16 protein-coding genes are annotated in these 22,428 nt (G+C 70.4%); 8 read left to right on the top strand and 8 right to left on the bottom strand.

Going from position 1 to position 22,428, the window contains the following annotated elements:
* The first annotated feature begins 19 nt into the window (after window positions 1-19).
* The 6 genes from DFR74_RS36030 (at window position 20) to DFR74_RS18330 (ending at window position 11,138) form a co-directional block, all read left to right on the top strand.
* Complete coding sequence (locus tag DFR74_RS36030; RefSeq protein WP_067511341.1) at window positions 20-1,171, top strand: DUF7373 family lipoprotein; 1,152 nt, start codon at window positions 20-22, stop codon at window positions 1,169-1,171.
* 22 nt (window positions 1,172-1,193) lie between these two features.
* On the top strand, window positions 1,194-3,074 hold the full coding sequence (locus DFR74_RS18350) for a serine/threonine-protein kinase (protein WP_067511340.1): 1,881 nt from the start codon (window positions 1,194-1,196) through the stop codon (window positions 3,072-3,074).
* Window positions 3,071-4,996 (top strand): serine/threonine-protein kinase, encoded by a 1,926-nt coding sequence (locus DFR74_RS18345; RefSeq protein WP_113975171.1) that lies wholly within the window; start codon window positions 3,071-3,073, stop codon window positions 4,994-4,996. The genes DFR74_RS18350 and DFR74_RS18345 overlap by 4 nt, the downstream gene beginning before the upstream one ends.
* 81 nt (window positions 4,997-5,077) lie before the next feature.
* On the top strand, window positions 5,078-6,601 hold the full coding sequence (locus DFR74_RS18340; protein ID WP_067511338.1) for an alpha/beta hydrolase: 1,524 nt from the start codon (window positions 5,078-5,080) through the stop codon (window positions 6,599-6,601).
* A gap of 124 nt (window positions 6,602-6,725) precedes the next feature.
* Window positions 6,726-8,066, top strand: coding sequence for a glutamine synthetase family protein (locus tag DFR74_RS18335; protein ID WP_067511370.1), 1,341 nt, complete (start codon window positions 6,726-6,728; stop codon window positions 8,064-8,066).
* Between the two features lie 36 nt (window positions 8,067-8,102).
* On the top strand, window positions 8,103-11,138 hold the full coding sequence (locus tag DFR74_RS18330) for a bifunctional [glutamine synthetase] adenylyltransferase/[glutamine synthetase]-adenylyl-L-tyrosine phosphorylase (protein WP_067511337.1): 3,036 nt from the start codon (window positions 8,103-8,105) through the stop codon (window positions 11,136-11,138).
* A 14-nt stretch (window positions 11,139-11,152) separates the two neighbouring features.
* Here the strand turns inward: DFR74_RS18330 and DFR74_RS18325 are convergent, their stop codons facing one another.
* Window positions 11,153-11,428 carry an HPr family phosphocarrier protein gene (locus DFR74_RS18325; RefSeq protein ID WP_147265850.1) on the bottom strand — a complete coding sequence of 92 codons (276 nt, stop codon included), beginning with the start codon at window positions 11,426-11,428 and terminating at the stop codon, window positions 11,153-11,155.
* A gap of 182 nt (window positions 11,429-11,610) precedes the next feature.
* On the opposite strand from DFR74_RS18325, the gene DFR74_RS18320 reads away from it, so the two are divergent.
* Both DFR74_RS18320 and DFR74_RS18315 read left to right on the top strand, forming a co-directional pair.
* Window positions 11,611-12,555 carry an endonuclease/exonuclease/phosphatase family protein gene (locus DFR74_RS18320; protein WP_067511335.1) on the top strand — a complete coding sequence of 315 codons (945 nt, stop codon included), beginning with the start codon at window positions 11,611-11,613 and terminating at the stop codon, window positions 12,553-12,555.
* A gap of 100 nt (window positions 12,556-12,655) precedes the next feature.
* Window positions 12,656-14,092: a neutral zinc metallopeptidase gene (locus DFR74_RS18315; protein WP_067511369.1), complete on the top strand. Its 1,437-nt coding sequence runs from the start codon at window positions 12,656-12,658 to the stop codon at window positions 14,090-14,092.
* 101 nt (window positions 14,093-14,193) lie between these two features.
* Here DFR74_RS18315 and DFR74_RS18310 read toward each other — a convergent pair whose 3' ends face one another.
* From DFR74_RS18310 to glnA, 7 genes are all read right to left on the bottom strand, one after another.
* The gene (locus DFR74_RS18310) at window positions 14,194-14,658 is read right to left on the bottom strand and encodes a 6,7-dimethyl-8-ribityllumazine synthase (protein WP_067511334.1); all 465 of its coding nucleotides are present in this window, start codon (window positions 14,656-14,658) and stop codon (window positions 14,194-14,196) included.
* 9 nt (window positions 14,659-14,667) lie between these two features.
* Window positions 14,668-15,507 carry an alpha/beta hydrolase gene (locus DFR74_RS18305; protein ID WP_067511333.1) on the bottom strand — a complete coding sequence of 280 codons (840 nt, stop codon included), beginning with the start codon at window positions 15,505-15,507 and terminating at the stop codon, window positions 14,668-14,670.
* A complete protein-coding gene (locus DFR74_RS18300) occupies window positions 15,504-16,883 on the bottom strand; it encodes a M20 family peptidase (RefSeq protein WP_067511332.1) in 1,380 nt (459 codons plus the stop codon). Before DFR74_RS18300 ends, DFR74_RS18305 begins: the two co-directional genes overlap by 4 nt.
* 95 nt (window positions 16,884-16,978) lie before the next feature.
* On the bottom strand, window positions 16,979-18,622 hold the full coding sequence (locus DFR74_RS18295; protein WP_067511331.1) for a CocE/NonD family hydrolase: 1,644 nt from the start codon (window positions 18,620-18,622) through the stop codon (window positions 16,979-16,981).
* A 347-nt stretch (window positions 18,623-18,969) separates the two neighbouring features.
* The gene (locus tag DFR74_RS18290; RefSeq protein WP_067511330.1) at window positions 18,970-19,878 is read right to left on the bottom strand and encodes a tyrosine-protein phosphatase; all 909 of its coding nucleotides are present in this window, start codon (window positions 19,876-19,878) and stop codon (window positions 18,970-18,972) included.
* 427 nt (window positions 19,879-20,305) lie between these two features.
* Complete coding sequence (locus DFR74_RS18280) at window positions 20,306-20,521, bottom strand: hypothetical protein (RefSeq protein ID WP_067511329.1); 216 nt, start codon at window positions 20,519-20,521, stop codon at window positions 20,306-20,308.
* 416 nt (window positions 20,522-20,937) lie between these two features.
* Window positions 20,938-22,374, bottom strand: coding sequence for a type I glutamate--ammonia ligase (gene glnA, locus DFR74_RS18275; protein ID WP_067511328.1), 1,437 nt, complete (start codon window positions 22,372-22,374; stop codon window positions 20,938-20,940).
* Window positions 22,375-22,428 lie beyond the last annotated feature (54 nt).

Raw genomic sequence — 22,428 nt, 5'->3', positions numbered from 1 at the left:
GCCGCTGGGGAGGGGAATCGTGCGGTACCGGTTGCGCTGTGTCGCGGCGCTGCTCGCGCTGACCGTCGGCACGGTGGCGTGTTCGTCCGGGACCGGCCCGGTCGCGAAGCACGACTACCCGTCGCAGGTGGTCCCCGGCGACTTCGACGACGCGCCGAGCCTGGGCAGGGGCATGCTCGTCGAATCGTTGCGCCTCGGTGAGCACCTCCCCTTCGCCGACGGCATCGATCCCGATCTGACCGAGGGCAGAGGTGGCGGTGTGATCGCCGACCACACCGGGATCACCGACCTGCTCTCGGGCGTGCAGCGCACCGCGCTGATGGACTTCGACGTGTACGCCGGATTCGGCGCCATCGCGGGCAACACCGAGCGGCACAACGAGCAGGCGAACAAGTGGCTGTCCATCGCGATCCTCGCGTTCGCCGACGAGGAGACCGCGCGGCGGGCCGCCACGGCGATGGAGGAACAGGATTTCACCGCCAACACCGAGAACGCCCGCATCGCGGTCCCCGGATTCCCCGCCGCGCTGACCCACTGGCGGCCCGGCATCCCGACCGTCGGCAGCTGGCTGGTGTGGCGCAACCACGTCATCCGGGTCTACGCGAAGGTCATCGATCCGGTCGAATCCGCGCTGGCCGACGTGGTGGCCCGGACCTACGCCGCGCACCTGGCCGAGCTGGCGGACTTCACCCCGACACCGGTCACCGATCTGCCCGCGCTGCGCCTGGACCCCGACGGGATGCTCACCCACCTGGTGAAGACCGCCGACTACGTCCCCGACCACCGCCGGTTCGCCGTGTACGGGCCGCGTGCCATGGCACTGCTCAACGACCGGCCGAGCGAGAACCTGCGGGAGTACACCGATCACGGCGTGCGCGCGATCGCGGTCTCGCACAACAAATTCCTGTACCGCGCCACCGACGCGGCGTCGGCCGCGGCCTACGCCGAAGCGGGCAGGGCGCGCATGACGACAGCGAATTATGCCGAGATGGCAGGCCCACCCGGGACGCGTTGTGTGCGGGCGTTGCGCCCGGCGGTGCGGACGATCGAGGCGCGGCGTTTCGGCTGCCAGATCGTGCACGGTGAATTCGTGGCCCAGGTATTCGGCATCGACGAGACCGATACCCGCGCGCTCGCGCGGGCCCAGCGATCGGTCCTGTCGGAGTGGTGATGAACGTCGACGGAGGCACCCCATGAAACCGCTGGCGCCGGGGGAACCGGACCGGCTCGGCCGATATCAGGCGATTGCCGTGATCGGCAAGGGAGGTATGGGGCGCGTGCTGCTGGGCCGGGCGCCCGAGGGCCGCCTGGTGGCCATCAAGCAGATCCATGCCCACCTCACCGGCAGCGACGAGTTCCGCGATCGGTTCCGCCGCGAGGTCCTTGCCTCCCAGCAGGTCACCGGCGCCTACACGGCGGGCGTCGTGGACTTCGACACCGAGGCCGAGAGTCCTTGGCTCGCCTCGGAATACATCGCCGGTCCGTCTCTCCAGGACGCGATCGAGCAGTTCGGCAGGCTGAGCATCGGCGGATTGAAGCTGCTCACGTCCGGGCTGGCCATGGCGCTCATCGAGATCCACCGCACCGGCATGGTGCACCGCGACCTCAAGCCGAGCAATGTGCTGCTCACCGACGCGGGTCCGCGCGTCATCGACTTCGGCATCGCCCGCGCGATGGCGGACGACGCGCGCCTCACCGCGACCGGCACCGTCATCGGGTCGCCCGCGTACATGTCGCCGGAACAGGCCGAATGCCGCCCGCTGACCCCCGCCGCGGACGTGTTCTCGGTCGGCGCGATCATCGCCATGGCGGCCTCGGGAATCAGTCCGTTCCACGGTGTTTCGACACCGCAGGTGCTCTACAACGTCCTCTACGCCGCACCCGACCTGAGCGCCGTGCCCGCACCGTTGCGCGCCGTGGTCGGCGCGTGTCTGGCCAAGGATCCGGCGCAGCGTCCGACGCCGGAGGAACTGCTCGAGGTGGCGGGCGGAATCGACGCCGAGCCGATGTGGCCGGTGCGGGTGCGCCGCCGGATCGCCGAGGTCGCCGAGGAGGCGAACCGCTGGGCCACCGGTGGTGGCGCGCCCGCCGCGCCCGACAGTGCGCCGGGCTGGCGAGAGCGAGTGCGGGAACCAAGGATTCGCGTCGTGCTCGCGGCCGCGCTGGTTGCCGTGCTCGCCCTCGGAGCAGGGCTGGTGTGGGGTTCGGGGGTCGACGGTCACGCGGTCCCGATGGCCGACCCGGCACTGGACCTGACTGCGGAGGAAGCCTCGCTGCTCGATTCGTGCGCGCTGCTCATGCCCGACGTCCTGGGGGAGCTGGGCGAGCCCACCGGCGAGATCGTCCGATCGGGAACGGACTGCCGGACCTCCTACACCGGCCCCGACGGACGCGGGATCGGCTACGACCTCTGGGTCGGCATCGGGCCGCAGGAGACCCTGGCCACCTACGACCCGATGGGCACCGCGATCGGCTGGATGCCGGTTCTCGGGCGCCAGGAGAGCGCGCGGATGTGCGACCGGGCGGTGATCGCGCAGAACGGCATACCGCTGTCGTTGTGGATGCGGACGGACGCGAAAGAGGGGGACGCGTGCCCACAGGCCGAGCGGGCGCTGGCCGCCGTCGTCGGCCGGTTGGCGGTGAATCCGCCGCTGCTCGACGTACCCGCGGACTCGGTGCTGCGGATAGACCCGTGCTCGGTCCTCGACCCCGCGACGGATCTGGCCGCCGTCGGTGATCCCGCCAAACGGATGCCCGCCACGCCGCGCAGCTGCACCGTGTCGGGCCGGGAATGGGGTATGGACCTGCGGCTGGTGGAGAAGGTCAGGCCCGATGCGGAGAGCGGGCGCCGCGCCCCCGGGCACAGCACCCGCGAGATCGACGGGCGCACGGTCTATCTCGAAGAACTCCCGTACCGCTGCTACGTCACCGTCATGATCCGGCCCACCAGGCAGAACCTGGCGGAGGTCGCCCACCTCGACTTCTATCATCAGCCGCGGTTCTCCTCGGCGGGCATGTGCGATCGCGCCCTGCTGGTGATGAGTTCCGTCCTACCGAAGTTGCCCACCACATGATGCTCGAACCACTGGCCATCGCGGGCGGTTTCGGCCGCTACCACCTCGCCGCGGCGCTGGCGCCCACCGTCGTCTATCCGGCATATCTCGGCGCCGGTCCGGACGACGGCGTGTTCGCGCTGTACACCGCCCCCGCCTTTCTCGCCGAGGATCCCGAGTTCCGGCTCGCCCTGCGGCACGGCGCGGTGGCGGCGACCCGGTTGACCCACCGGTTCGTGACACCGGTGTTCGACGTCGACGCCGACGCGGAAACGCCGTGGGTGGCCGTGCCTTTCGCCGCGGGGGTCACCCTGGACGAACAGATCGCCGCGCACGGCCCGCTGCCGGAGGACGCGGCGCGGACCCTGGCGGCGGCGCTGGCCGAGGCGCTCACCGCGATCCACGCCGCCGGACTGGTCCACCGTTCCCTGCGACCCGACACGGTGTCGCTCACCCGCGACGGCATACGTGTCACCGGAACGGGGCTGCCGCCGGTGCTCGAGTTCCCCCACGCCGCACGACATCCCGAAGCGATTCCCGGTCCGCCCGACTACCTTTCGCCCGAGCAGACGGTGGGCGCCGAGATCGGTCCGGCCTCGGATGTGTTCGCCTTCGGCGCGGTGCTGGCATTCGCGGCTTCCGGGGTGCGTCCCTTCGGCGCGCCGTCGGTGCCTTACACGCTGTTCACCATCGCGCAGCGCGAACCCGATCTGGGCACCGTGCCGGCCTCGCTGCGCCCGCTGGTCACCGCGTGCCTGCGCAAGGACCCGCGCACCCGGCCGACCGCCGCGCAGGTGCTGGAATACCTGGGTGCGCCGGAGGTTTCGCCGCCGCCGTGGCCCGCGGCGGTACTGGTGGAGACGGACCGGCGCGAGCGTGCTGCCGCGGCGGCGATCGGCGCCTGTCGCGCGGAGTTCCAGCGGGTGGATCGCGGCCCGCGCGTGGTGGCCGCCGATACGCTCCGGCGGGCGGTGCGGGGCGGCCGGGGCATGGCGGGCGCCGTGCGGCGGTTCGCGGGCCGCACGGGTCCGCGCACCAGGATCGCTCTGGCGCTCGCGGTGGCGGCGGTGCTGGTGGCGGCCGTGGGTGTCACGGTGCTGCGGGAGCCGCCGGAGCCGGTGACGGCGCTGTCGCTCGAGCAACTGCGCCGTATCGACGCCTGCGCTTGGCTGAAATCGGCTATGGGCGAGGAGATTCCGCTGCGATCGGGCCCGGCGGCCATCGATCGGTGGCAGCTGTCCACGAGCGACGATTGGGGCTGTTACGCCGGCCTCGAGCGCACGTCTCCGGGCGACGAGCGCACCTCGTTCGGCCTCTTCCCGGGGGATCAGCTGGAGTTCATGACACCGGCCGACACGGTGGTGGACGGTGTCACCATCCGGCACGCGATGTCCTGCGGGCGTGCCGTCGCCGCGCTGGACAACGACGAGGCGGGCCTGGTGCTGCAACAGATCGGCGGCGTCGACGACCGACCGTGCGAACCGGTGCTCGATCAGCTCGCCGCGACGCTCGCACGCACCTTGGCCGAGGCGCCCACCCTCGCCGACGCGAAATCCAGCCTCGCCACGATCGATCCCTGCGCCGCGCTCGATCGCCAGGCGCTGGACGCCGAAATCGGCCCGCTGCCCGAGCGCCCCGTGATCGGCGACGCGCACACCTGCGAGTGGGCAGGCAGACGGAACGTGACGCTGACCTTCGACCGTGGCGGTCATGAACCCGGTCCGATGGACTTCACCCGCACCACCGCGGGCGATCTCGACCTCTACCGATTCGCCGGCGAGGACGGCGCGTTCTGCACCGTGGCCTATCGGTTCCGCGAGGTCGACGCGACGACCGCCGAACTCGTCACCCTCCGACTCTCCGGCGCCGAGGGCGAGGCGGATCGTCACTGCGACAGCGCCGTCACCATGCTGCGGCGCGTCGTCGGCAACCTGCCGAGGTGAGGGGCGGTCCCGTCTGGGTGCTCGGCCCGAACTCGCGCGGGGGTTGCACGACGCGAGCCACGGCCCTGGCAGGATTCGGGTATGGGATTGCGGCGCGGGGTGTTGGTGGCGGTGCTCGCGGTGGTGGCGGCCGGGTGTGCGGCGGAGGGGGAGCGAGCGCAGGAGCCGATGCCGCCCGCGCCGTCGGGATTGGAGAAGTTCTACGAGCAGGCGCCGGCGTGGGGGAATTGCGTGGGGTTCGGGGGGCCTGACGACCGGTTCCCGCCGAACGCGGAATGCGTGAAGATCACCGTGCCCGTGGACTATTCGCGCCCGGACGGACCCCTGGCGCAGCTCGCGCTCACGCGGATCCCGGCGTCGGGCCAGAAGATCGGCTCGCTGCTGCTGAATCCCGGCGGCCCCGGCGTCTCCGGCCTGGCGATGGCGGGCTTGGCCAACCGCACCGAACTCTCCGAGCGTTTCGACCGCGTCGGCTTCGATCCGCGCGGCGTGGGCGCCTCGACCCCGTCGATCACCTGCCTCACCCCGCAGGAGGCCGATTCCGAGCGCGCCGAACCGCCGCTGGACAACACCCCGGAGGGCATCGCGGCCGCCGAGGCGGAGAACAGGGAATACACCGACCGCTGCGTGGCCCGCACCGGTCCCGATCTGCTCGCCCACGTGGGCACCCGCGAGGTGGTGCAGGACCTCGACGTCATCCGCGCCGTGCTCGGCGACCCGAAGCTGACCTACCTCGGCTACTCCTACGGCACCAAGATCGGCTCCCTGTACGCCGAGCGCTACCCCGACCGCGTGCGCGCGCTCGTGCTCGACGGCGCCGTCGACTCCTCCCAGGACCCGGTGCAGGAATCGCTGCGCCAGGCGGCCGGCTTCCAAACCGCCTTCGACGCCTACGCCGCCGCGTGCGCGCGGGAGTCCGACTGCCCCCTCGGCACCGACCCGGCCCGGGCGGTCGAGCGGTTCCGCGCCCTGGTCGACCCGCTGTGGGACAAACCCGCCACCACCGACGACCCGCGCGGCCTCAGCTACAACGACGCCATCACCGGCGTCACCCAGTCCCTCTACACCGACGCCACCTGGCCGGTCCTCACCCTCGGCCTCACCGAACTGCGCTCGGGGCGCGGCGACACCCTGCTGCAACAGGCCGACATGTACGACGGCCGCCGCCCCGACGGCACCTACGCCAACACCCAGGACGCCTTCAACGCCATCCGCTGCGTGGACGATCCGCGCGTCACCGACCCCGCGGTCGCCGCGCGCCAGGACGCGGAATACCGCAGGGCCGCACCGTTCCTGGACGACGGCCGCGGCACCGGCGCGGCCCCGCTGGAGCTGTGCGCGAGCTGGCCGGTGCCCAACACCAGCGAGCCGCACCGCATCGACGTGGACGGCGTGCCGAAGATCGTCGTGGTCTCCACCACCGACGACCCCGCCACCCCGTACCAGGCGGGCGTCGATCTGGCCGCCCAGCTCGACGCCGCGCTGATCACCTTCGAGGGCACCCGCCACACCGCCGCGCTGGTGGCGGGCAACCGGTGCCTGGACACCGCCGTCATCGCCTACCTCGTGCACCTCACCGTGCCCGAGCCCGGCCTGACCTGCTGAGCGGGCTCACCGGCGGCCCGCGCGGGCGGTGAGGTTCGTTCCGAATAGACCCGCGCGCACCCGAAACGCAACTCTGAGCTTCGATGTAACACGGATTTAACGCCAGGTGCTTACGCTCGCGGGCATGGATCGCCAGAAGGAATTCGTACTGCGGACGCTCGAAGAGCGGGACATCCGCTTCGTGCGGCTCTGGTTCACCGATGTCTTGGGCTACCTGAAGTCCGTCGCCATCGCTCCCGCCGAGCTCGAGGGCGCCTTCGAGGAGGGCATCGGCTTCGACGGATCGGCCATCGAGGGCTTCGCCCGCGTGTCGGAGGCCGATATGGTCGCGCGGCCCGATCCTTCGACGTTCCAGGTGCTGCCGTGGGCCACCAGCAAGGGGCACCAGCACTCCGCGCGCATGTTCTGCGACATCACCATGCCCGACGGCTCGCCGTCGTGGGCCGACCCGCGCCACGTGCTGCGCCGCCAGCTGAACAAAGCCGGTGACGTGGGCTTCAGCTGCTACGTGCACCCCGAGATCGAGTTCTTCCTGCTGGAGAACGGCCCGCAGGACGGCACGCCGCCCAAGCCCGCCGACAACGGCGGCTTCTTCGACCAGGCCGTGCACGACTCCGCGCCGAACTTCCGCCGCCACGCCATCGACGCGCTCGAGTCCATGGGCATCTCCGTGGAGTTCAGCCACCACGAGGGCGCGCCCGGCCAGCAGGAGATCGACCTGCGCTACGCCGACGCGCTGTCCATGGCCGACAACGTGATGACCTTCCGCTACCTCATCAAGGAGGTGGCCATCGACGAGGGCGTGCGCGCCACCTTCATGCCCAAGCCGTTCGCGCAGTACCCGGGCTCGGCCATGCACACCCACATGAGCCTGTTCGAGGGCGAGAACAACGCGTTCGCCGACCCGGACGATCCGGACAACCTGTCCGGCACCGCGCGCGCGTTCATCGCGGGCATCCTCGAGCACGCCCCGGAGATCAGCGCGATCACCAACCAGTGGGTGAACTCCTACAAGCGCCTCATCCACGGCGGCGAGGCGCCGACGGCCGCGTCATGGGGCCGGTCGAACCGGTCGGCGCTGGTCCGCGTGCCGATGTACACGCCGAACAAGGCGTCCTCGCGCCGCGTCGAGATCCGCAGCCCCGATTCGGCCTGCAACCCGTACCTCACCTTCGCGGTGCTGCTGGCCGCCGGGATGCGCGGCATCGAGAAGGGCTACTCGCTGCCGCCGGAGGCCGAGGACGATGTGTGGTCGCTGACGTCGGCCGAGCGGCGCGCCATGGGCTTCCGCGAGCTGCCGGGCACGCTGGACGAGGCCCTGCAGGCGATGGAGCGCTCCGAGCTGGTGGCCGAGACCCTCGGCGAGCACGTGTTCGACTTCTTCCTGCGCAACAAGCGCCGGGAATGGGCCGATTACCGCAGCCAGGTGACTCCGTACGAGATCAAGGAGTACCTGGGGCTGTGATCCCCGGCGCGGCCGGTGGCGAGGTAGTTTAGGACCATGGTTCGCCCACCGACCGCGCGCTCCGCTGTCCCCGGTGTCGGCAGGCTCGGCCTGCTCGACCCGTCGGCCGCCGCGATGTTGCGCGAATTGGGCTGGGACAACGTCGAAAGCATTCCGGTGCTGTGGTCGTTGTCCCGCGCGCCCGACGCCGATCTCGCGCTGACCACCCTGATGCGCCTGCGCGAGGCGCTGGAAGACGGGTGGGCCGAGGTGGATTCGGCGCTGCGCACCGATACGTCGTTGCGCGGCAGGCTGTTCGCGCTGGTGGGTTCCTCCAGCGCGTTCGGCGACCACCTGGTGGCCGAGCCCGCGTCGTGGCAGGTGCTGCGCAGGCCCGCACTGCCCGACCGCGCGGAACTGCTCGCCGATCTGCTCGCCGCCGTCGAGGCGGAGCCCGAACCCTCGCCCGCCGCGGAGTCCGACGGTCGAGGGCCCGCCGCGCTGCTGTTCCGGGCCGGCATCTCCGGTCCCGAAGCGGTTCCCTTGCTGCGCAGGCGGTATCGCGATCAGCTCATGCTGCTGGCGGCCGCCGACCTGGCCGCCACCGTCGAGAACGAGCCGGTGCTGCCGTACCAGGTGGTGGGCAGGCATCTCACGGATCTGGCCGACGCCGCGCTCACCGCGGCGCTCGCGGTGGCGGTGGCGCGGGTCTGCAAGGACGGGCCGTGCCCGGTGCGCCTGGCGGTGATCGCGCTGGGCAAATCCGGTGCGCGCGAACTGAACTACGTCAGCGACGTGGACGTGGTGTTCGTCGCCGAACCCGCCGACGCGGTCGCCACGCGCCTGGCCGCCGAGCTGATGAGCGTGGGCAGCCTGGCGTTCTTCGAGGTCGACGCGGCGCTGCGGCCCGAGGGCAAACAGGGCGCGCTGGTGCGCACGCTGGACTCGCACCTGGCCTACTACAAGCGCTGGGCGCGCACCTGGGAGTTCCAGGCGCTGCTCAAGAATCGCCCGATGACCGGCGATCTGGCGCTGGGCGAGCAGTACCGCGCCGCGGTGATGCCGATGGTGTGGACCGCCTCGGAGCGCCCCGACTTCGTCGCCGACGTGCAGGCCATGCGCCGCCGCGTGGAGGATCTGGTGCCCGCCGATCTGCGCGAACGCGAACTCAAACTCGGCCACGGCAGCCTGCGCGATGTCGAATTCGCCGTGCAGCTCCTGCAATTGGTGCACGGTCGCGTCGACGATTCGCTGCATGTCGCGGGCACGGTCGAGGCGTTGACGGCGCTGGCGGCGGGCGGTTACGTCGGGCGCGACGACGCAGCGAATCTCACCGCCTCCTACGAGTTCCTGCGCCTGCTCGAACACCGCTTGCAGTTGCAGCGCCTCAAGCGCACCCACACGCTGCCCGCCTTCGACGACGAGGAGGGCATGCGCTGGCTGGCCCGCGCCGCGCACGTGCGTCCCGACGGCAGGCAGGACGCGGTCGGCGTGCTGGCCTCGGAGATCCGGCGCAACGCGGTGCGCGTGCGGCGCCTGCACGCCAAACTGTTCTACCGCCCGCTGCTGGAGGCGGTGGCGCGCATGGATTCCGACGCGCTGCGCCTGAGCCCCGACGCCGCCGTGCGCCAGCTGGCCGCGCTGGGCTACGTCGCGCCGGAGCACGCGCTCAGCCACCTCAAGGCGCTCACCGGCGGGGTCTCGCGCAAGGGGCGCATCCAGGCGCTGCTGTTGCCGACGCTGCTCGAATGGCTCGGGGACACACCGAATCCCGACGCCGGCCTGCTCGCCTACCGCCGCGTGTCGGAGGGGCTGGACGACCAGATCTGGTTCCTGCGCGAACTGCGCGACGAAGGCGCGGTCGCGCAGCGCCTGATGATCGTGCTCGGCTCCTCGGAGTACCTGCCCGACCTGCTCATCAACGCGCCCGACACGATCCGCATGTACGCCGACGGGCCGAGCGGCCCGCTGCTGCTCGGCCCGCAGCCCGAGGACGTGGCGCGCGGCATCCTCACCGCCGCCGCCCGCTACGACGACCCGCACCGCGCGGTCGCGGCGGCCCGGTCGCTGCGCAGGCACGAACTGGCGCGGGTCGCCTCGGCCGACCTGCTGGGCATGCTGGACGTGCCGCAGGTGTGCCGGGCGCTGTCGTCGGTGTGGGTGGCGGTGCTCGAAGCCGCGCTCGCCGCCGTGATCCGGGCCTCGGAGGCGGAGACCGGCACGCCCGCGCCCGCCGATTTCGCGGTCATCGGCATGGGCCGCCTCGGCGGGATGGAACTGGGCTACGGCTCCGACGCCGATGTGCTGTTCGTCTGCGATCCGCGCCCCGGCGAGGACGAGACCAAGGCCGTGAAGTGGGCCAACGGCGTCGCCGAGCGGGTGCAGAAGCTGCTGGGCGCCCCGAGCACCGATCCGCCGCTGCACGTGGACGCGGGCCTGCGTCCCGAGGGGCGCAGCGGCGCGCTGGTGCGCACGCTGGCCTCCTATCGCGCCTACTACGAGCAGTGGGCGCAGCCGTGGGAGGTGCAGGCGCTGCTGCGCGCCCACCAGGTGGCGGGCGATCAGGAGCTGGGCGTGCGTTTCCTGCACGCCATCGACAAGGTGCGGTATCCGGCGGGCGGCGTCTCGCCCGAGGCGGTGCGCGAGATCCGGCGCATCAAGGCGCGCGTAGACTCCGAGCGGTTGCCGCGCGGCGCCAACCCCGCCACCCACACCAAACTGGGGCGCGGCGGCCTGGCCGATATCGAGTGGACCGTGCAGCTCATGCAGTTGCGCCACGCCCACGAGATCTCCGCCCTGCACAACACGTCCACGCTGCAATCGCTCGACGTCATCGAGCAGACCAAACTCCTGTCCGCCGAGGACGTGAGCCTGCTGCGCGAATCGTGGCTCACCGCCACCAAGGCCCGCAACGCGCTGGTGCTGGTGCGCGGCAAACCCAGCGACCAGCTACCCGGCCCCGGCCGCCTGCTCTCGGCCGTCGCGCGCGTGGCGGGCTGGCCCAACGACGACGGCAGCGAGTTCCTGGACAACTACATGCGCATCACACGGCGCGCGAAAGCTGTGGTGGAGCGGGTCTTCGGCGGGGCGTGATCCGGGGCTGGTCGTCAGCCCGCCCGCTGGAACCGGCGCACGAATTCGCGCAGGGCCAGCCGATCCTCCTCGTCACCCCGCCGTCCGCCCTCGGCCGTGATCGACACCGTCGCGCCCGCGCGCACGGGCAAGGTGTCCCAGCACCAGGGCAGCACCGGCGCGTGCACACTGCGGTCGCCGCAGGTGACGGTGATGCGCGAGGTGTACTTCGCCGCGACGTCCAGCAGTTCGTCGATCTCGCGCTCCGTGAGCGGGCCGTGCGCCGTGAACTGGTCGATATACATCGTCACCTCGCTCGTCGTGTGGGCGCCAGTGTAGGGGAGGGGCGGGATCCGGCGACGGTGATCGTGCGGGTCCGGATGCCGGCACCGATCTCCGCCACCCAGCCCCAGGAGCCCGCCCGGCCCTCGTGCGCGCCGGCGTTAGGGATCGTGCAAGCGGCCGGCAAGCCCGGGCGCATACTGTCGAACGCATGACGCGTGTGTGGGTGAGCCGGGTGGCGCTCGGGCTGGGGTGGTGCGCTCTCGCGGCCGGGGTGGCGGGGATCGTGCTGTACTTCGTACGGTGGCCGTGGGAGCTGCCGGTGCTGGCGGCCTCGGGCGCGACCTACCTGATGCTCGGGGCGGTGTTCGGACTGCTGCTGTTCCTGCTCGCCAAGGGGTGGCGCAGCGCGGCGGTCGCCGGTGTGGCGGTGGCGGTCGTGCTGTGGACGCAGCTGCCGTTCTTCGTCTCCGACGGGCGCGCGGCGACCGGACCGGAACTGCGGGTGCTGCAGTCGAACCTGCTCGTCGGCGCCGCCGACCTGTCCGCCGTCGCGCGGGAGGTGCGCGAACGCCGCGTCGACGTCCTGACGTTGCAGGAGCTCACACCCGAAGCCGCCGAACGGCTGACCGCCGAACTCGCGGACGAATTGCCCTACCACTACCTGGAACCGGGATCCTTCGCCGGCGGCAGCGGCATCTTCAGCCGATACCCGTTGCGCGACAATGTGAAATACGACGGCTTCTGGATGGCGAACATGTCCGCCACGGTGGAACATCCGCGAGCGGGCGCGGTCGCCGTGTTCGTCTTCCACCCGCCGCCGCCCGTCGTCGACTTCGAGGTGTGGGGCGCCGAGATGCGGCGCATCCGCGAAATCCTCGACGGGCACAGCGGTCCCGCCGTCGTCGGCGCGGATTTCAATGCCACGCGCGATCATTCGGCCTTCCGCGATCTGATCGCCGGCCCGTTCGACGACGCCGCGGCACTGGCCGGCGCGGGCCTGCTGCCCACCTATCCGACCGACAAACGCTGGGGCCCGGTCCTCGGCATCGACCACATCCTGGTGTCGGGCGGCACCGCCGACGAGGTCAGCAGCGTCACCATTCCGCGTTCGGATCACCGCGCCCTCTACGCGACGCTGCGCCTGAACGACTGATCCCGCGCGCGGAAGGTGATGCGCGCGGCCGGGATCCACCGATTACCATGTGAACGCTTCAGCGGCGGGCGCGGGCCCGCGATACGGGGAGGAACACCTGATGAGGACGAAACGGCTGCGGTTCGCGGCGGTGGCCGCGCTGGTCGCCGGGGTCGCGCTGGCGGGCTGCGCGTCGAGCGGCGGGACGAGTACGGACCCGGCGCTCGATCCCGACAATCCGTGGCTGGTCGCGGGCGCGGCCTCCAGCACCGGCCCGAGCGGCCCGCGCTCGGGCGTGCCCGACACCACGTTGCAGGCCGAGAACGGTGACGGGGGAGCGGTCGACCGCTTGGCCCTCAACGCCATCGCCGATGTCGAGGACTTCTGGAAGGCGGAGTACGGCAAGCACTTCGAGGGCGAGTTCCAGCCGGCGAGCAAGTACATCTCGTGGAACGCGCGCGAGGATGAGGGCGTCGACTTCTGCAAGACCGACACCTACAAGTTCGTCAACGCCGCCTACTGCCGACTGGACCACAGCATCGGCTGGGATCGCGGTGTGTTGCTGCCGTTGATCGAGGAGAAGTTCGGGCCGATGGCCGTGGTGATGGTGCTGGCCCACGAGTACGGGCACGCCATCCAGGGCAAGGCGAAGATGACCGGGTTCTTCTCCGGCGCGCTGGTGAAGGAGCAGCAGGCCGACTGCCTGGCCGGGGTGTTCCTGCGCCACGTCGCCGAAGGCGATTCGGCGCACTTCACGCTGAACATGACCGACGGTCTGGACGGCGTGCTCGGCGCGACGATCGCCGTACGCGACGCCGACCCCAGCGATCCCGACAACGTGCACGGCTCCGCGTTCGAGCGGGTCACGGCGGTGCAGCTCGGCTACACCGACGGCGCGGGCGCGTGCAAGGAGATCGATCGCAAGGAGATCGAGGAGCGGCGCGGCAACCTCCCGGTGACGTTCGAGGTGGACGACGAGGAGAACCAGCAGCTGCCGGTGGATCGCGATTCGCTGGAGAGCGTGGCGCAGGCACTGGCGAAGAACTTCCCGCTGCGCGAGGCGCCGACCTTCGACTATACGGGCGTGACCACCGATTGCTCCGGCGTCACCACCACCGAACCGGTGTCGTACTGCCCGGACACCAACACGATCGGCACCGACATCCCGGATCTGGCCGAGCGCGGCGGCCCACTCGACGGCACCGACGAACCGCTGACGGCCGTCGTCCAGGGCGACTACAACGCCTTCGTGGTGTTCGTCTCCCGCTACATGCTCGCCGTTCAGCAGGAACGCGGCCTCGACCTCACCGGCGCCCAGACCGCGGGCTTGCGCACCGCCTGCCTCAGCGGCGCCTTCACCACGAAGCTGAGCGAGGAGGACAGCGACCCCCGCCTGTCCGCCAACGACCTCGACGAAGCCGTGTCCGGCCTGCTCGCCGACGGCAAAGCCGCCGCCGACGTCGACGGCGAGGTGGTCCAGAGCGGTTACCAGCGCCTGGAAGCGTTCCGCACCGGCGTGCTCGAGGGCGAATCCGCCTGTTGGTCCGACTTCAACTGACACCCGTGTGGGCGGGTGCACCGCTCGCCCACACGGCCGGACCTCGTGCGCCACAGCGCTATCGGAAGCAGTTATCCGGTCCGACCACCGGGTGCGGACCTCTACTTCGCGGCGGGGAGGCTGCGCAGGGAGTTGAGGGTGGTGGCGAGGGCGCGGGCGGCTTCGGCGCCCTTCGTCACGAAGTGCTCGGTGAAGTAGGTGACGTGTTCGCTGTGCTCGTGGAAGTGGTGCGGGGTGAGCACCACCGAGAACACCGGCACGTCGGTGTCGAGCTGGACGCGCATGAGGCCGTCGATCACGGCGGAGGCGACGAAATCGTGACGGTAGATGCCGCCGTCCACGACCAGCGCCGACGCCACGATCGCCGAGTACTTGCCGCTGAGCGCGAGCCGTTTGGCGTGCAGCGGGATCTCGAACGCGCCGGGCACCTCGAACACGTCGATGGTGCCGGGATCGAAACCGAGGTCGGTGTACTCGGCGGTGAAGCCTTCCAGGGCCTTGCCGACGATCGAACTGTGCCAGGTGGCGCGGATGAAGGCGATCGGTCCGGTGGATGTGTGTCCCATGGCGGAAGTTTACTGCGGGGTAATGTGCGACTCCAGCCACGCCAGCGCATCGGCCAGCACCTTCTCCTGTTCGGGCTCGTTGAAGATCTCGTGGTAGAGCCCGTCGTAGCGCAGGGCGGTGAGGTCCTTCGACCCCGCACCCCGCTCGATGAGGTCGGTGCTGGACGGCGCGGCCAGCGCGTCGGCGGTGCCGTGCTGGACCAGCACCGGGGCGGTGAGCTTGCTCAGATTCCGCTTCACCGACTGGGTGCCCTCGAGGATCTCGGTGGCGGTGCGCGCGGGCAGCATCCCCCGATACACCAGCGGATCGGCGTCGTAGGCCGCCACCACGGCGGGATCGCGGCTGATGTGCGACGAATCCAGCTTCAGCACACCGAGATTCGGCGTCAGCCTGGTGAGCACCGGCGCCAGCAGGCGCTGCACGGCGTTGCCCGCGGAGATGTCCAGCGGGGGCGCGGACAGCACGATGCCCGCCACGTCGACCGGCCCGCGCGTGGCCAGCCGCAGCGTGATCAGGCTGCCCATCGAATGGGCGAGCAGGAACCGCGGCACGCCCGGGTGCTCACGCCCGGCGATGGTGAGCAACCGGGCCACGTTGTCGGCGGAACCGTCCAGCGAGCCGATGTTCGCCTTGTCGCCCGAGGACTTCCCGTGCCCGGGATGATCCAGCGCGTACACCGCGAAACCGTTGTCGGCGAAGAACTTCCCGACGTGCTCGTAGCGCCCCGAGTGCTCGGCCACGCCGTGCACCAGCACGATCACCGCGCGCGCCGCGCCCTCGGGAAGCCAAGCGCGCCAGAAGATCCGGGGCGTGCTGCCCTCGAACTGGCCTTCCTCGGTACTGGTCACCTGTGCTCCTCTCGGCTGGGAACCTGAGCGAGTTCGCCGACCAGCCTGCGGTTGAACTCGATGAGCCGAGCGTAGTTCACCCGGGAGATGCGTTCGTCGGTTCCGTGAATGGTGGCCAGATCGTCCTGGGTGAGCACGATCGGCGCGAAGTTGCAGCGGGTCTCGGCGAGGTCGTCATAGTGCCGGGAATCCGTCGCGCCGGGAACGAGTCCCGTGGTGACCGCGATACCGGGCACCACGGCCTCGGCCAGCCGCGCGACGGTGTCGAACGACGGGCCCGGCGCCGGGGTCCGCGACGGCTCCGACGCCATACCCCAGAGTTCGACGCTCACGCCGTTGTCGCGAATCACCTTGCGGCAGTGCGCGATCACCGAAGCCACCGAATCGCCCGGCAGAATGCGGAAGTTCACCAGCGCCTCCGCCTGCTGCGGCAGCACATTCGCCTTCACGCCGCCCTGGATCACCGTGGGCGCGGTCGTGGTGCGCACCATCGCCTCGGTCTGCGGCCGCGCCGCCATGATCCTGGTAATGACCGGTCCGGCCACCCCCGTCAGCCCGAGCAGTCGTTTGCGGGGTTCGGGCATCACGGCCCGCAGCCGGGCCAGCATGTCGGCGATCACCGGTGTGAGCCGCAGCGGCATCGGATGGTCCTGCACACGAGCGACGGCGCGCGCGATCCGCCCGACCGCCGTCTGCCTGCCCGGCATGGACGAATGCCCGCCGGTCTCGCGCACCGAGAGTCGCAGCGTGGCATATCCCTTCTCGCCCACCATGATCGACGCCACCGGCTGATCCACGCCGTCGGCGATGCCCTCGGTGATCACCCCGCCCTCGTCCAGCAGCAGGTCCGCGCGCACGCCCGCGTCGCGCAGGTGTTTCGCCATCAGCACCGCGCCCTCGTCGCCGAAGACCTCTTCGTCGTGGCCGAACGCGAGATACACGGTGCGGCGCGGCCGCAGACCCGCGGCCAGCGCGGATTCGACGGCCTCCAGAATCGCGATCAGGCGGCTCTTGTCGTCGATCGCGCCGCGACCCCAGATGAACTCCTCGTCCACCACGCCGTCGAACGGCGGGTGCGTCCAGCGCGCCGGATCGTCCACCGGCACCACGTCCTGGTGGGCGAGCAGGATCGCGGCGGTCCCCGCCTCCGCGCCCGCCCAGCGGTAGAGCCTGCTGTGCCCGAAGGTCTCCAGCTCGAGATGCTCGTGCACCAGCGGGTAGGACCGCTCGAGGTGCGCGGCGAGCGCGTCGAACGTGGTGTGATCGGTGGCGGTGTCGTCCTCGGTCGACACCGTCGCGCAGCGCAGGGCGGCGGCCAGCCGTTCGGCGACCTGATCGTCGACGGCGGTGCCGAGGTCGGCGGTGTCGCTGCTCATCGGGCGGGCTTGTTGGTGGGCATCACTGCATTCTCCAGTACCCGCGCCGGAGGAGGGGTCGCATGGGTCGCCTTCCGCGCGTCCGGCGCGGGGGATCAGCGGGGTTCGGGCAGGTCGACGCGCGTGGCCGGGTCGTCGAGGATGTCCGGGCCGAGCTGGAACGCCTTCTCGTTGCGCCACCGCGCGTGCATCACCGGGGTGCCGTTGGGGATGTCGGCGACGCGCGGGGTGGCGAGCACCGGCAGGTCCAGGCGTGCCGACCGTACCGTCACCCGCGCGTTGCTGGGGGCATGCGACCAGACGTCGTCCACCACGTCGGTGATGCGGGCGCCGAGGCGGTGCCCGGGGGCCAGTGGCCAGTCCTGCGCGAGCAGGCGCACGGTCGTCTCGGAGCGCACGGGGGCGACGCCGCGGGTGAGGATGGTGGCGCGCCCGTTCGGGGCGATGTCGTACAGCTCGACGGTCACCGCCGCCGTAGGCGGCCCCTCCAGTTCCAGCGTCGCCGAAGCGAGGCCGGACAGGTGCACGGTCTTCGTCAAAGGCTGTGACACCGACCAGATTTCGCGATCCCGCCCGGGAATGAGGCCGCGATCCACATACGATCCGGTGCGCAGCGCGACCGGCAGCGGCCGCGAATCGGCGGGCGGCCAGGTCTGTTCACCGCGCCAGCCGCCGTCGAACTGGCCGACGGTCACGCGCGGGCCCGGCACCTCGACGTCCTTGCCCGCCACGTGCTTGTCGAAGAATGTCATCAGCGTGTCGTCGAAATGCGGTGTGCCGCACCGGTCGTGGCAGTCGGTGTGCCCCCACTGCCCGAACCACGCGCGATGATCGCCGGGGCCCATCGCCTGCCAGGCCTCGAACACCCGGTTCGGCCGGGTGTTCACGTCGACGAAGCCTTGACCCATGAACACCGGAATCGTGTTGCCGCGCAGGTCGTCCAAGACGTTGCGCTCGACCCAGCCGGGGTTGGCGGGGTTGTGATCGGTGGTGAGCGCGACGTAGTCGGCGGCGCATTCCCGCGTCATGCTCAGCGCGTTGGCCTGGTACTCCGGCAAGGCGTCCGGCCGGGCCGGGGTGGAGGCGATGGCGAGATGTTCGATGCCGACTTGATCGGCGGGGCGAACGCCGTTGTCGGTCACCGGCCTTCCGGAGAACTTCCACGAGACGCCCTGCATGAATAGGTAGGAGTAGGCGTCCACCACCGGTGCGAACGCCGCCACGGCGGCCAGGCCCTTCGGCTTCGCGGCCAGCCCGAGCATGCCCGTCCACGCTTCGTAGGAGGTGCCTGTGAGACCGACGCGGCCGGTGGACCAGGGCTGCGACGCCGCCCACTCGACCGCCGTCACCACATCGGAGCGCTCGGCCGGGCCGCCGAAGTCGGGGCAGCCGCTGGACCCGCCGAAGCCGCGCAGATCCACGATCACGTAGGTGTAGCCGCGGCGCAGCGCCTGTTCGGCGGGCAGGTTCTCGGTGGACGGCCCGCCTTCGATCAGCGGGTGCGAGATGTACATCAGGTGCGACCGGTACGGGCTCACGGTCATCAGCACCGGCGTCTTCGCGTCGTCGGCCACGCCCGGCGGGCGCAGGATGTCCACGTGCAGGCGCGCGCCGTCGGGGGTGGTCAGGAACGTCTGCCACCACGTGAACGGCAGATCGGGGCGTTCCGCCCCCGCCGGAGCGGCCAGCCCGACCAGCAACGCCACCCCGGCGAGCACCCGCAACACCACTGCACCCATACGCACCACTGGACTATCGTGCCCGAACCGGGGGTGAGTCCAGACCCCGGAACCGGGGTGGGGCCGACGCGGCGTCCCGCCCAAACGATGCCGGGGCGGCGAGCCTCGGGGAGACCGCCGAAGCGGTCGGCCGGCCACCCGCGTCGGCGCACGCGGATCGTCTCGGCCTCGGCGTCCGGATGGCGGCCTGTCGGAGGAAGGCGCTCGGTGCGGGTGGCCGCACCGATTCCGGCGCCCACGGTCGCGGCGGCGCGTCGTAGCCGGGCGGGCCTACGGCGTGCCGCACCCTCGAACAGCACAGCGCCCGGGCTCCCGCAGCAGCGAGAACCCGGGCGGGAGTGGATATTTCAGCTCACGAGGGCCTTGCGCAGCTGCACGATGGTGCCCGGGTCGAGTCCGAGCCCCTGGGTGAGGTACTTGCCGAAGTCACCGTAGGTCTGCTCCATGTGGCGGATCGCGGCGTCGAGGTAGGCGTCGCGCACCTCCTGCAGCGGGATCAGCAGATCGGGGTTCTCCATCAGTCCGGCGCGGCGCACGTCCTCGCGGAGTTTGGCATCCGATTCGGCGCGCAGCTGGTTGGACAGCAGGTAGTCCTGGCGCGCCGTCCGCTCGGGCACGCCCACGGCGCGCAGCACCACGTAGGTGAGCCAGCCGGTGCGGTCCTTACCCGCCGTGCAGTGGTAGAGCAGGGCGCGGTCGGCCTGCGCGATCTCCCGGATGGTCTGCCCGAACGCGGTGCGCGAGGCCGGATCGAAGAAGCTCCGGTACACACCGGCCATGATCTGCTCGCCGCGCCCGCCGCCGAGCAGCTCCTCCTGCCGTTGCGGATCACCGGACTGGATCGCGGCGATCATCTGCTCGAACAGCCCGGTGTCGTCGATCGGCCGCGCGACGGCGGCCACCCCGGCGGGCAGCCGATCGGGACCGAGGAACTGGACCTCGGCCGGCGTGCGGAAGTCGATGGCCGCGCTCAGGTTCAGCCCGCCGACCTTCTGGAGGTCCGCGTCGGTCAGCTTCTCCAGTGAAGCCGACCGGAACACCTTGCCGGTCTTCACTTTCTCCCCGTCGTAGGTTCGATGTCCGCCGATATCGCGGAAATTGACCACGCCTTCCAGCGCGATGCCGGTGGCGGGCCGCGACGACCCCGACGCCGGCCCGGAGTCGGGCAGCGCCGCCGCCGTCGGCACCATCGCCGTGGAAACCAGTGCCAGGGAACTCAATACACCGCCGATGAGGGCAATGAACTTAATCTTCATGGCGCGCAACGCTAGAAACCCGTGCCACCCACCCCCACCCCTTCGCCCGAACCCACCCACTCACCGAACCCCCGAGCCCACCCACCAAGACCGTGTCTTTCCGGTGCGAGGGCGGGAGTGGTGCCTCACGGCACGAGTAGTAGCTGTCCGGCTTTCGAGCGGATAATAGAGAAGTGCTTGCGATCCAGAGTCGCGACGGCAGTGATCGGGAAGCGTTCGGCGACCGCTACGACGGAGGCGTCGACGGTTCCGAGGGTAGGTCGGCGTACTTGCCGACCAGCTCGTAGATGCGGTTCAAATCGTCCGGGGTCATGTGGCGCGGGCACGAGTAGCGGTCCGGGCGCGTTCTCCAGCAGCTCCCGGCACTAGGCGTGCATATTGTCACGGTTGTTCATCAGAGCCACCAGTGGCCCCGTGTCAACGACGATCACTCAGGTGATCCTGTCCGACCGATCTCGTCGCGCAAAACTTCCTCGGAACGCTCCGCCAGATCCGGCTCGGCACTGAGCGTGCCGGTGCAGCTGAACTCGCGCCGGGCGGTCGGGCGGACCAACTGACGCAACAGCGCGGTCGCGGCCGGAATCCGCTCCGCGGGCACGGCCTCGGCGAGCCGCAGCAGCTCCTCGTGCGCAGAGTCGCTCATATCGCCCAGTGTAAGCGTTGAGCATCCGCCGACGACTGGGGGTAACGCTGGCGGTAGCGCGGACTTCCTCGTGTCCGATCGCTTCGATTGTCGGACCGGCTGCTCGGGTCGCGCGCACCTCTGGCACCACTTCCCGCCGATGAGGCGGGCAAGCGTATGGCCGCTGTTCTCGGTCAGCCCATAGTTCGGCCCGGCCGTGTCGCGGCGACTGATCACGTCCGGTGCTGTCGCGCCGACTCCGGGTGGACGGACAGCAAAGAGCACAATGACGTCTCCGAGGGCCCCGGAGTTGGCTACCCGAGGCCAGCTGCCCAGCGATCGCCATCGAGCGAACTCATCCCGGACAGGCCGAAGCCCCGGCGAGGAGAACCTCGTCCGGGGCCGCGGATCGCGCTATCGCACTGTCCTACAACGACTTACACGTCGAAGTAGAGCTCGAACTCGTAGGGGTGCGGGCGCAGGTTGACCGGGGCGATCTCGTTGTCGCGCTTGAGCTGGATCCAGGTCTCGATCAGGTCCTCGGTGAAGACGTTGCCCTCGGTGAGGTACTCGTGGTCTTCCTCGAGGCGGTCGATGACCGACGCCAGGCTGGTCGGGGCCTGGGGGATGTTCTTGGCCTCCTCCGGCGGGAGCTCGTAGAGGTCCTTGTCGACCGGGGCCAGCGGCTCGATCTTCTTCTTGATGCCGTCCAGGCCGGCCATCAGCATGGCGGCGAAGGCCAGGTACGGGTTGCCCGAGGAGTCCGGCGCGCGGAACTCGATGCGCTTGGCCTTCGGGTTGTTGCCGGTGACCGGGATGCGGACCGCGGCGGAGCGGTTGCGCTGCGAGTACACCAGGTTGATCGGGGCCTCGTAGCCCGGCACCAGACGGTGGTAGGAGTTCACGGTCGGGTTGGTGAACGCCAGCAGCGACGGCGCGTGGTGCAGGATGCCGCCGATGTAGTGGCGGGCCAGATCGGACAGGCCACCGTAGCCGGACTCGTCGTGGAACAGCGGCTTGCCGTCCTTCCACAGCGACTGGTGCACGTGCATGCCCGAGCCGTTGTCACCGAAGAGCGGCTTCGGCATGAAGGTGACCGTCTTGCCCTCGGCCCACGCGGTGTTCTTGACGATGTACTTGAACAGCTGCAGATCGTCGGCCGCGTGCAGCAGGGTGTTGAAGCGGTAGTTGATCTCGGCCTGACCGGCGGTGCCGACCTCGTGGTGCCCGCGCTCGAGCTCGAAGCCCGCGCTCTGCAGGTTGGTCGAGATGGTGTCGCGCAGGTCCACGTAGTGGTCGTAGGGCGCGACGGGGAAGTAGCCGCCCTTGTTGCGGACCTTGTAGCCGCGGTTCAGGGTGCCGTCCGGGTTGAACTCCGCACCGGTGTTCCACGAACCCGACACCGACTCGATCTCGTAGAACGCGCCGTTCATGTTCGACTCGTAGCGAATCGAGTCGAAGATGTAGAACTCGGCCTCGGGGCCGAAGTAGGCGGTGTCGGCGATACCGGTGGAGCGCAGGTACTCCTCGGCCTTACGCGCGATATTGCGCGGGTCGCGGGAGTACGCCTCGCGGGTGAACGGGTCGTGGACGAAGAAGTTCAGGTTCAGCGTCTTGGCCGCGCGGAACGGGTCCAGGCGCGCGGTGGAGTAGTCGGGCAGCAGGAGCATGTCCGACTCGTCGATCGACTGGAAACCACGCACCGAGGAACCGTCGAACGCCAGACCCTCTTCGGCGAGGTCCGCCGTGAAGGCCTTGGCCGGGATCGAGAAGTGCTGCTGTACACCGGGGAGATCGCTGAACCGGATGTCGACGTACTCGACTTCCTGCTCCTTGATGTACTGGATGACCTCATCGGCCGTGCTGAACGTCACTTGTTCTCCTTACGGATCGGTTCCCAGCCAGTGTCGATTGCATGGGTTCGTCAG

This window comes from Nocardia puris, from assembly GCF_003315035.1.
GTDB classification, from domain to species: domain Bacteria; phylum Actinomycetota; class Actinomycetes; order Mycobacteriales; family Mycobacteriaceae; genus Nocardia; species Nocardia puris.
This window is presented reverse-complemented; position numbering and strand designations above follow the sequence as displayed.

Bases quoted from the DNA above. Each gene is read 5' to 3' on its own strand.
- DFR74_RS18350 (WP_067511340.1), top strand. From the start codon at position 1,194: ATGAAACCGCTGGCGCCGGGGGAACCGGACCGGCTCGGCCGATATCAG.
- DFR74_RS18345 (WP_113975171.1), top strand. From the start codon at position 3,071: ATGATGCTCGAACCACTGGCCATCGCGGGCGGTTTCGGCCGCTACCAC.
- DFR74_RS18340 (WP_067511338.1), top strand. From the start codon at position 5,078: ATGGGATTGCGGCGCGGGGTGTTGGTGGCGGTGCTCGCGGTGGTGGCG.
- DFR74_RS18335 (WP_067511370.1), top strand. From the start codon at position 6,726: ATGGATCGCCAGAAGGAATTCGTACTGCGGACGCTCGAAGAGCGGGAC.
- DFR74_RS18330 (WP_067511337.1), top strand. From the start codon at position 8,103: ATGGTTCGCCCACCGACCGCGCGCTCCGCTGTCCCCGGTGTCGGCAGG.
- DFR74_RS18320 (WP_067511335.1), top strand. From the start codon at position 11,611: ATGACGCGTGTGTGGGTGAGCCGGGTGGCGCTCGGGCTGGGGTGGTGC.
- DFR74_RS18315 (WP_067511369.1), top strand. From the start codon at position 12,656: ATGAGGACGAAACGGCTGCGGTTCGCGGCGGTGGCCGCGCTGGTCGCC.
- DFR74_RS18310 (WP_067511334.1), bottom strand. From the start codon at position 14,658: ATGGGACACACATCCACCGGACCGATCGCCTTCATCCGCGCCACCTGG.
- DFR74_RS18300 (WP_067511332.1), bottom strand. From the start codon at position 16,883: ATGAGCAGCGACACCGCCGACCTCGGCACCGCCGTCGACGATCAGGTC.
- DFR74_RS18295 (WP_067511331.1), bottom strand. From the start codon at position 18,622: ATGGGTGCAGTGGTGTTGCGGGTGCTCGCCGGGGTGGCGTTGCTGGTC.
- DFR74_RS18290 (WP_067511330.1), bottom strand. From the start codon at position 19,878: ATGAAGATTAAGTTCATTGCCCTCATCGGCGGTGTATTGAGTTCCCTG.
- DFR74_RS18280 (WP_067511329.1), bottom strand. From the start codon at position 20,521: ATGAGCGACTCTGCGCACGAGGAGCTGCTGCGGCTCGCCGAGGCCGTG.